We start from the raw sequence: 8,432 nt of genomic DNA on the forward strand, positions 1-8,432 counted from the left end.
TGTGACAGGCGAACTGGTCTTGAAGAGGCTCCAATCTTATGAGGGGTCAGGCGGGGATGTTCTTCGGCGGCCGATAGCAGGCTGTAAGGAGTCCCGCGCCGGCAACACCGCCTACGCCGATGGAGATGAAAAGCCCAGGCAGACCTTCGAGATGGGGGGCGCCAAAAATCAGCCAGTCCAGACTCAGGTGTCCTGGCCCCATGATTGCTATGGAAATTGCGGCGACGGCGAGGATAAAGGTGTACTCCCATCCTCCGGAGGTTATAAGGAAGCCCTTTTTGCGATGGACGGTCCAGGCTGCAACCAGCATCAGTGCGACAAACGCAGCTGAGGCGAATGGTGTCAAGAGGCCGGCGGCAAGGGCAAGCCCTGCGGCAATTTCAGTGATCGCCGCCAGCCACGCATGGAAGGTAGCTGGGCGCATGCCCAGGCTTGTGAACCATTTGCTTGTCCCGGCTATCCTGCCGCCGAGGAAGAGTTTGGCATATCCGTGAATTGCCATTGTGATGCCGATGCTGAGCCTGAGCACCAGAAGAGCTATGTCGACACTGGTCATGGCCGAACCTCGCCTGTGGAGGAGTGCTGAGCCGGGTTGGCGAAGGTGATGGGGCGGACGTCGTGCGAGCTGGCTGCCAGGTCGGCGGTCAAGCCGCAGGGGGATGCTGTGTTCATGTGTCCCTCGATCAATGGGTTGTGGCGGATCTTTGCTGTAACTCGACGTGAGTTAAGTTACGAGTATTGACTGTAACCTAACTCTGGCCTAATTTGGTGTTGTCCGTGTCACATGTGTTCCTTAGCGCACATCGATGTACACCCTGTTGGATCCGCCGGTATGGATCCGACGGGGCGGGCCTCCGACTAGAACCCAAAGAAAGGCGTGCGATGTCCGTGAATGTCCCGCCCCCGCATCCTCAAGTCCAGACAGAAGAAGTTCGCCTGGCGGACGTAATCGACAGCAGGCCTCTCGGCCGCTTCCATTACCTCATCCTCTTCTTGTCCGGCGCCGTCATGTTCCTGGACGGTTTCGATACCCAGTCCATTAGTTTTGCCGCTCCGGTAATTGCCAAAGAGTGGGGCCTGCCGGTTGCAGCATTAGGACCGATTCTTTCTGCCGCAATCGTCGGTCTCATGGTTGGGTATCTTGTGCTCTCGCCTCTGGCGAACCGGGTCGGCCACCGACGGGTTGTCATCGTGTGCACTGCCATGTTTGGCTCCCTGACGTTAGCGTCCGCCCTGGCCATGGAGCCGACCCACATTATTGCCTTAAGGTTCCTAACCGGCGCCGGCCTGGGTGCGGTGATTCCCAGCGTTGTGTCCCTGACCAGCGAGTTCGCCCCTAAACGGCGTCGCTCAAGCTTTGTGATGTTCATCTACTGTTGGCTCGCCTTGGGATTTGTGGCAGCTGGCATCGCATCGGGCTTCATCATTCCGCTTCTGGGGTGGCGCATGATGTTGGTTGTCGGAGGCCTTGTGCCGCTGGTTTTGGTCGGGTTCCTCATCCGGTACCTTCCAGAGTCACCGCGCTTCCTCTTGAGGGAAATGGACGGACAAAAGAGGGTTCGCAAGATCCTGCAGCGACTTCAACCGGATCTTCCAGCCGCAGCGAACCTCATCGACGATGAGGAAAACACGGCATCAAAAAAGACCAAGACGCAGGTTGCCGAGCTCTTCGGCCGCAAGTGGGTGACCAGCACAATCCTGTTATGGCTGGCCTTCGTAGCTAATCTTGCGGCGTTTTATTCAATTCAAAGCTGGCTGCCCACCATCGTGGGCTCCCTCGGCCGGGCTCCGGAAATCGTCATCGCCGCCACAGTGCTGACAACCATAGGTGGAATCGTCGCGGCCACGGCTATCGGCCCGGCGATGGACCGCATCAGCCCCTTCGCCACGCTCGGATCCGTGTACCTTCTAGGTGCCGTGTTTGTCGTGGCGCTAGGTGCCGTTTTGGGCGCAGGAACTGAAATGCTGCTCGTGACGGCGTTCTTCACAGGAGCCTGCGTCACCGGTGGCCAAATGAGCGTGATAGCACTCGCTGCGGTTCTTTACCCGCCCCACATGCGATCGGTTGGAGTCGGATGGGCCTTGGGCATGGGACGCCTTGGGGGAGTTGCCGGCCCTCTGCTCGTGGGTATCGCCCTCGGCGGTGGAATCGCCCCTCAGCAGGTCTTCCTGGTAATGGCGGGGGCCCTGGTGATTGCAGGAGTCAGCGTCCTGGTTCTGGGGCGCATGCACCGCTAGGCACTGTCCATGGGCAGGGCTGGTTATCTTTAGGAGAGAACCGGCCCCAGCCCATGTCGCTGACAACACAGGGGCGGCACCGAAGATCGTGGGCGCCGGAATTCTGCCCTAATACCCGCATTGAATGTCCTTAGCCCGGGTCAACGGCGATGGCTGGCCAAATGGCCTGCACGACCTTCTCAGCCAGTCCGGCCCTATCCGTATCTGCGCGAAGGAAAGCGGCAAAATAGCTTCCGAAGCACATTGATGCAATGGTGCTTTTATCGATCCCCTGCTTGACCGCTCCCCGATCCTGAAGATTGGCCAGAGTGCGCTCCAGGAGGTTCACCCGCGGCTCAACGGCGTGCTCGGAGAGAATGGCCATCAGCCCGGGCGTCCGGATGGTCTCGCCCATGAAGTTTCCCATGAGTACCATCGCATCAGGATTGAAATACGTGGGATCCAGCCGGCGAACAGCCTCAGTAAAGGCCTCCAGGGGCGGTAGTTCATCCAGATTCAGGTTCGGGTAAGTATTCCGTTGCTCACGGAAGCCGTAGTCCAGGGCATCGACCACCAGTTCGAACTTGCCCGGCCACCGCCTGTACAGGGTGGGGCGAGTGACGCCGGCATCTGCGGCGATGTCGCCAAGGGTCATCTTGGAGTACCCGTCCAGAACAAGCCTGCGACGGGTGGCCTTAATGATGACCTCGTCAAGGGCAGGATCTCGGGGCCTGCCGCCTTTGGAAACCTCGGCCTCGGCACTTTCGTCCAAGGTCTGATTCGCCGGATTCGCGGCCACCTGCAACCTCCAAAATAAGTTACGTTACGAACTCTCAACGTAACACAAGCCATTGCTGTCCCAATACTGAACATCAGAAGAATCTGAACAAGGGGGTTACGTTACAGTGCTTGACTGTAACGTAACCTCGCGATAGCGTTATTGCACCACAGCAAAAGCTGTCCATTTCGAACAGGAGAATCATCATGAACGCAGCTCAGAAGCTGATCGACCGGAGCATCCCTTTCCTTGAAGAGGTCAAGAACCGTACCGCTGGTGGCGAGCTCGAAGCCTGGCTGAACGAGAACTACGGTCCAGGCACCCCCCTGTTTGAGGATCTCTCCCGGATGATCACTGAAGGCGTCCGTGACGGCTGGGCTGCCAACATCGAAGTTGATGGTCCCAATTACAGGCGGAGCCGCCTCGCTGATCCCAGCGATGTACTGAACTACTTCAGTATCACGGCCGTGTACATGAACAGTGTCGAACCCTACCGCGGCGAATACCACCAGCACCCGTACGGGGAGCTGAACCTCGTGGTCCCCCTCGATCCGGAGGCCAGACTGGCCGGACCCAACGGCTGGTCAGGACCAGGATGGACAGCCCCAGGGCCCGGCAGCCACCACTACCCAGAGGTTAAGGGCGGAGCGCTGATAGCGCTCTTCTTCCTGCCAGCCGGCCGCATCTCCTACGACATCACGCCCAGCTACTAATGGTCACAACGATGTGCGAATGCAAGTGCGGCGACATCCGCCCCGCGATGATCCCCCTAGCCGCGCAGCGGATGAGTGTCGAGGAGGCCCTGCTTAGCAGACGCAGCGTACGCGCCTTCTTGCCAAGGCCGGTTTCTCGAAGCACCGTTGAGAGGGTGCTCGAGATGGCATCTCACTCGGCCAGCAATTCGAATGGGCAGCCGTGGCAGGTCCACGTTCTTACCGGTGGCGCAAAGGATCGCCTGACAGCAGCTCTCCTTCAGGCCCATGACGCCGGAGCTCGCGTCCAGAAGTGTGAGTTCGACTATCAGCCACGGCCGGACGACTGGGTGGAACCCTTCCTGTCGCGGCGCAGCGAATTCGGCCAGGGCCTCTACGGCAAAACGCTGGGAATTGACTTCACGGACCTTGTCGGCAGGGACGCCCATCACCGACGCAACTATGAGTTCTTTGGAGCGCCTGTCGGCATCTTCCTCACCGTCAGCCGTCACCAGCTCGACAGCGCGCTCATTGACGCCGGACTGTTCCTGCAGGCCACGATGCTGACTGCACGTGCGGCAGGGCTGGACACCTGCCCCCAGGCATCGTTCCTGGATTACTACCCGGTCATCAGAAACCACCTGGACATCCCCGACGATCACAGGATTATCTGCGGACTATCCCTGGGATACGCGGACACATCACACCGGCTGTACAGGTTCACCACCCCGCGGCAATGCGTGAAGGACTTTGCGACCTTCTACGAAGACAGGAATGAGGAGGCATTGACAATGGACGTCTTCACCTCGGGCACCGCGTCGCTTCCGCAAGCGCCGACGCAGGAGGTCTCTGCCGGCCGTGTAATGGACATTGATCACGCGGCTTGGGCCGGATGGAACCAGAACTCCCCGGAGCAGTCCGTTGGAGAACGCGCAAGCTCAGTCTGACGGTACTTTGAGGAAACCCAGGTACTTTCTGGTCGGCGAAACCTTCGGCACACTCCTCCTTTGGAGAAACCATCGAGAAACTGGGCCGAAATCCCAGCCAGCGTGACAGTGGTCCTGATCAGCACGCTCCTACCTCCCAAAGTGGGAAGGATCGACGGCACGATGGACGACGGAGCCGCCATGTGGCTGATTTGCGACTGGGCCAGACGGCTGATCCTCAGAGACGACGGATATGACGTCCCTCCGGTCATGGCGGCTGGGGGTGGCGGCATGCGGCTCTAATACGATGACGGCGGCAGGAGAAACCGACGACTGCCGGTTTCTCCCGCAGAGCCACTCAGACCGCTAGTAGCCACAGTCCTGGTCGACCCCATATCAGCAGCAAACAAAGCAGTTCTGGAAGGCCCCTGTGGAAAACCAAATCCATTTACCCGTTCGGAAGTCTTCAGGGGCGGCCTTACCAAGCCCCTTCAATGCCCCGCTGTTGGCGCTCGGGCTGGCCGTCGGGCCGGTCATTGCTCTTGGGTTTATGCGGTTCGCCTACGCGTTGTTACTCCCCGCCATGAGGTCTGATCTTGACTGGTCGTATGCGACTGCGGGAGGAATCAACACCGCCAACGCGGTGGGATACATATTTGGGTCGGCAAGCGGTGCCTGGTGGGCGAATAAGTTCGGCAGCCGTCGGGCCTATATGTGGGCGATCGCCATCAGTGCCCTGACTCTTATCGCATCAGCAATCAGCGGAGAATTTACATATCTTGCCATCGTCCGGTTCATTGGAGGCGTCGCTACCGCTGTCCTCTTCGTAGTTGGAGCGGGCCTGGCATCCCGAATTCCAACATCTTCGCCAGGACATTCCGTAAAAATGGTAGGAATCTTCATGTCCGGGGTGGGCGTAGGCATTGTAGTCTCCGGAATCCTGGTTCCGGTTGTGTTGGCCTGGCTAGGGAGCCCCGGTTGGCGGGTCGGCTGGCTCGTCATGGGCGCGTCAGCCGCCTTGGCTCTGGTTCCAGCCGGCATTGCTTCGGGCAAAATTGAGACGACCCCACAGCGAACCGGACGGAGGGCATCCCTCGCTTTTCTTGTTCCTGCCTTCATGTGGAATCTGCTCTACGGCGCCGGCTACGTCTCGTACATGACCTTCATCATCGCGCTCCTTGATGCTCAGGGCCTTTCAGGTTGGACGACAACTACATTTTTCATCACCCTGGGCCTGGCCTCCGCCGCGTCCACTCTGTTCCTGTGGGCTAAAATTATCGACCGCCTTTCGTCTGCACGCGCACTGGCTCTGGTTTCACTCGTTGTTCTTCTCGGAGTGCTCCCGGTCCTCATCGCGTCGGGAATGGCGGCAGCGCTCGTCTCCGCAGTAATCTTCGGAGGCGCATTTATGGCCGGCCCGACCGCTGCTGCTGTTCTCGCCAAACGAAGCCTGCCCCCAGAAGCACGTACTTCAGGAATAGCCGCCCAGACCGTGGCATTCAGCGTGGGCCAGGGCATTGGTCCTGTGATCTCGGGAGCCATGTCCGATGGTTCATGGGGGATAGCAGGCGGCCTGTGGTTGTCGGTCGTCCTGATCCTCGGGGCAGGAACCGCTGCGCTGTTCCAAAGGCAGTCACATGGTTAGCCAAGAACCCTGAAAGGACTTAGAGTCGGACCCTGGACGGGTTGGATTGCCTTGTTTATTCTCTCGGTCGTCACAATTTCCGTGGGCGAAGCATTTAGGGCTGTATACATGGTCCTTTGGACCAGATTCCTTTCGAAAACGCTCTGCGCGGAAGGGCCAGGCGCCGAGATCGCGGCCTCGGCTTCAATGCCCACCATGGTTCTAACCGAAGTTCGGCAGCGGCACGCAGGCCCTGCAGCCTAGGTTTAGTCCTCCAGTTTGGCCACGCCGGGCTCGCCACGCTGGCGAGGTCGAAGTCCAGGTCAAGGTTAGAGGAAGCATTCCAGCCGTCGACAATTGGCTTCCCTGACCGGGGTTTCTGATCGGAAGGCTCAGGCGCAACCCACTGCCGATGCTGTATTCACGCGTCACTTCGTCCGACCAAAGCTTCCCTTCGGGAAGTGCATCCAAAGGCTTAAGCGTCAGGTCGCCGACTCTCCAGGCCGTTCCCCGGCCGCCCTCCAGCTTGAGCAGGGTTCCGGCTGCACAGAGTTCAGCTTGGGTTTCGAGCGGAGGATACGCGTGACCACTATAGGACGTGAGCACCCTGGGCCTGTCTGCAGAAAGGAGCTTTTGCCACTTCGGAAGATGCGATGCCTCTGATCGATCTTCCCTTACGCCGCGGTGTGCCGGCGTCATGGATGGCCGGGCCCGGCGCTACGGGGAAATCCAGCGGACCCGGCTGTCCTGTTCCTGATAGACGGCTTGCTGGGCACCATCGACTCCGGGACACCGCCAATGTTGCGGATACGACTTGGAGAAAACCCGGATTCCCCGACCTCCGACCGCGTCTGCAGCGCACAACCCACCCCCGTTTAGGGGTGCGCATGCGAAACCGGCAGTTGAACCGAATCCAGCCAAGGACCCCCACCGGCGGAGCAGGAACCGTTTTCGCACTCCTGGCGCGCCTTTGTCTCTGATCGAATTTTGAGCATAGCGCGCGTCAACTACCACCACGTGATGTGCACGCACCGGAAATGCAAGTCAGCTTGGCAGACCGCACAACCGGGCGACGACAAGTTATGAACGTTGTGGGGACTAGTTTGAGGGGCCCCGGATCTGGAACAGGCTTTGGGTTTTCCTAGGGTCGTCCTGCAAGCCTTTGGGTAGCTGATCGACGGACACCTTCGGTGGACGTTTTTGATCACGCCCGCTGCCCCGACAGCGTCCTCAGTAGGGACGCGGGGGTTCTGGGTGAGCTCCTGCGGGTCCCTTGGGGGGAGGGAGCGCTCCGCGAGCGGGAGGGCCGCTGAAGCCGGCCCTCCCGCTTTCTTTCCATCTGAATTGCGGACGGCAGGCAGCAACGCTCAGTCTTCCTGTAGGACGGGATGCGGCGAGTTTGTCGTACGTGTGGTCCCCGAGACTAGACCCCGGTCCGCAGCGGCTCGGTGCTCAGCCATAGAATCGCGGGCTTCCCAGCAGCAATCGAACAGAGCCAAGGCCCAGCCCAAACTATGAGGGCTGTGGTGATCATGATGTCCACGTCGCGGGCCTGTTCAGCGTAAATCTCGGCCGAGCGCCGGTTGTAAGCCTCGGACGTGGCCTTGGCATATCCGTCGGAGGACTTCATCTCCTCCTCGACCTCAACCTTGAGATAGGTCCCGCCGATGGACTTCACTTGGTCGGCCACCTCGGGCCGCGGGTCCGTCGCCCGCACGATCGCGCCGAGACTGCTCGCCGCGCCGATGGCCGCCAGGCCCGCAACGCCCGCACCAGCGACCAGGATTTTCGCCGGTACTTTGCCCGCCGCGGTCACCTGACCCGTGAAAAACCGTTCGAACTCACGGGCCGCCTCAATCACCGCCCGGTAGCCGGCGATGTTCGCCATGGAGTTCAGCACGTCCATCGACTGCGCCCGCCAACATCCGCGGCACGGCATCCAACGCCAGCGCCGTGATCGGCCGCGCCGCCAGGGCCTCCACGAGCTCGGGCCGCAGCGCCGGGCTCAGCATTCCGATCAGCGTGGCGCCGTCGGTGAGGCGACTGATCTCGTCGGCAGTGGGAGCGTTGATCTTCAGCACCACTTCAACCCCACGCCTCGTCGGCGCCCGCAATCATTGCGCCGGCCGCGGCGTAGGCGTCGTCGGGGAAGGACGATGACTCCCCCGCGCCCTTCTCGACTACGATGTCGTAGC

Annotated in this window: 7 protein-coding genes and 1 pseudogene; 5 read left to right on the forward strand and 3 right to left on the reverse strand. The window is 60.3% G+C overall.

Annotation, left to right across the window (positions count from 1 at the left end; all coding sequences use genetic code 11):
- Positions 1-46: 46 nt before the first annotated feature.
- Positions 47-556: a DoxX family protein gene (locus J7E80_RS19390; RefSeq protein ID WP_215053854.1), complete on the reverse strand. Its 510-nt coding sequence runs from the start codon at positions 554-556 to the stop codon at positions 47-49.
- Between the two features lie 326 nt (positions 557-882).
- On the opposite strand from J7E80_RS19390, the gene J7E80_RS19395 reads away from it, so the two are divergent.
- A complete protein-coding gene (locus J7E80_RS19395) occupies positions 883-2,238 on the forward strand; it encodes an MFS transporter (RefSeq protein ID WP_215053855.1) in 1,356 nt (451 codons plus the stop codon).
- A gap of 130 nt (positions 2,239-2,368) precedes the next feature.
- On the opposite strand, the gene J7E80_RS19400 is transcribed toward J7E80_RS19395, so the two are convergent.
- Positions 2,369-3,016, reverse strand: coding sequence for a TetR/AcrR family transcriptional regulator (locus tag J7E80_RS19400; protein ID WP_215053856.1), 648 nt, complete (start codon positions 3,014-3,016; stop codon positions 2,369-2,371).
- A gap of 185 nt (positions 3,017-3,201) precedes the next feature.
- Between J7E80_RS19400 and J7E80_RS19405 the strand changes: the two genes are divergently transcribed.
- The 4 genes from J7E80_RS19405 to J7E80_RS19420 all read left to right on the forward strand — a co-directional run bounded on the left by J7E80_RS19405 (position 3,202) and on the right by J7E80_RS19420 (position 6,258).
- Positions 3,202-3,708: a DUF4863 family protein gene (locus J7E80_RS19405; protein ID WP_215053857.1), complete on the forward strand. Its 507-nt coding sequence runs from the start codon at positions 3,202-3,204 to the stop codon at positions 3,706-3,708.
- Positions 3,709-3,779: 71 nt separating this feature from the next.
- Positions 3,780-4,634 (forward strand): nitroreductase, encoded by an 855-nt coding sequence (locus J7E80_RS19410; RefSeq protein ID WP_251037122.1) that lies wholly within the window; start codon positions 3,780-3,782, stop codon positions 4,632-4,634.
- Positions 4,635-4,694: 60 nt separating this feature from the next.
- The gene (locus J7E80_RS19415) at positions 4,695-4,916 is read left to right on the forward strand and encodes a hypothetical protein (protein WP_215053859.1); all 222 of its coding nucleotides are present in this window, start codon (positions 4,695-4,697) and stop codon (positions 4,914-4,916) included.
- Positions 4,917-5,043: 127 nt separating this feature from the next.
- Complete coding sequence (locus J7E80_RS19420; protein WP_311380890.1) at positions 5,044-6,258, forward strand: YbfB/YjiJ family MFS transporter; 1,215 nt, start codon at positions 5,044-5,046, stop codon at positions 6,256-6,258.
- A gap of 1,492 nt (positions 6,259-7,750) precedes the next feature.
- Here J7E80_RS19420 and J7E80_RS19425 read toward each other — a convergent pair.
- Positions 7,751-8,432 (reverse strand): annotated as a pseudogene (locus tag J7E80_RS19425) (NAD(P)(+) transhydrogenase (Re/Si-specific) subunit alpha); the annotation flags it as partial.

It is taken from the genome of Arthrobacter sp. ISL-28 (assembly GCF_018613875.1).
Classification (GTDB): domain Bacteria; phylum Actinomycetota; class Actinomycetes; order Actinomycetales; family Micrococcaceae; genus Arthrobacter.

Coding starts and splice junctions, on each gene's coding strand:
- J7E80_RS19390 (WP_215053854.1), bottom strand. CDS start 556: ATGACCAGTGTCGACATAGCTCTTCTGGTGCTCAGGCTCAGCATCGGC.
- J7E80_RS19395 (WP_215053855.1), top strand. CDS start 883: ATGTCCGTGAATGTCCCGCCCCCGCATCCTCAAGTCCAGACAGAAGAA.
- J7E80_RS19405 (WP_215053857.1), top strand. CDS start 3,202: ATGAACGCAGCTCAGAAGCTGATCGACCGGAGCATCCCTTTCCTTGAA.
- J7E80_RS19410 (WP_251037122.1), top strand. CDS start 3,780: ATGAGTGTCGAGGAGGCCCTGCTTAGCAGACGCAGCGTACGCGCCTTC.